This window comes from Streptomyces sp. MK7 (genome assembly GCF_032658145.1).
GTDB lineage: Bacteria > Actinomycetota > Actinomycetes > Streptomycetales > Streptomycetaceae > Streptomyces > Streptomyces spiralis.
The window spans coordinates 1-223 of record NZ_JAVACL010000200.1 but is presented as its reverse complement, the minus strand read 5'-3'; the positions used below and the strand labels follow the sequence as shown (position 1 = coordinate 223).

The window sequence follows — 223 nt, the reverse complement described above, 5'->3', positions numbered from 1 at the left end:
AGTCGCCGTAGGGGCCGTCGGGGTCCTTGCGGGACTCCTGGAACCACGGGTGCTGGTCGCTGGTGTGGTTCATGACGAAGTCGATGATGACGCGCATGCCGCGGTGGTGGGCGGCGTCGACGAACTCCACGAAGTCGGCGAGGTCGCCGAAGTCGGGCAGGACGGCGGTGTAGTCGGAGACGTCGTAGCCGCCGTCCCTCAGGGGTGACTTGAAGAACGGCGG

At 67.3% G+C, this 223-nt stretch carries 1 protein-coding gene; it reads right to left on the bottom strand.

Annotated elements, in window-relative coordinates:
- Window positions 1–223 (bottom strand): alpha-amylase family glycosyl hydrolase (locus tag R2S09_RS40465; protein ID WP_306193285.1); only part of this gene is annotated, 223 nt, incomplete at both ends.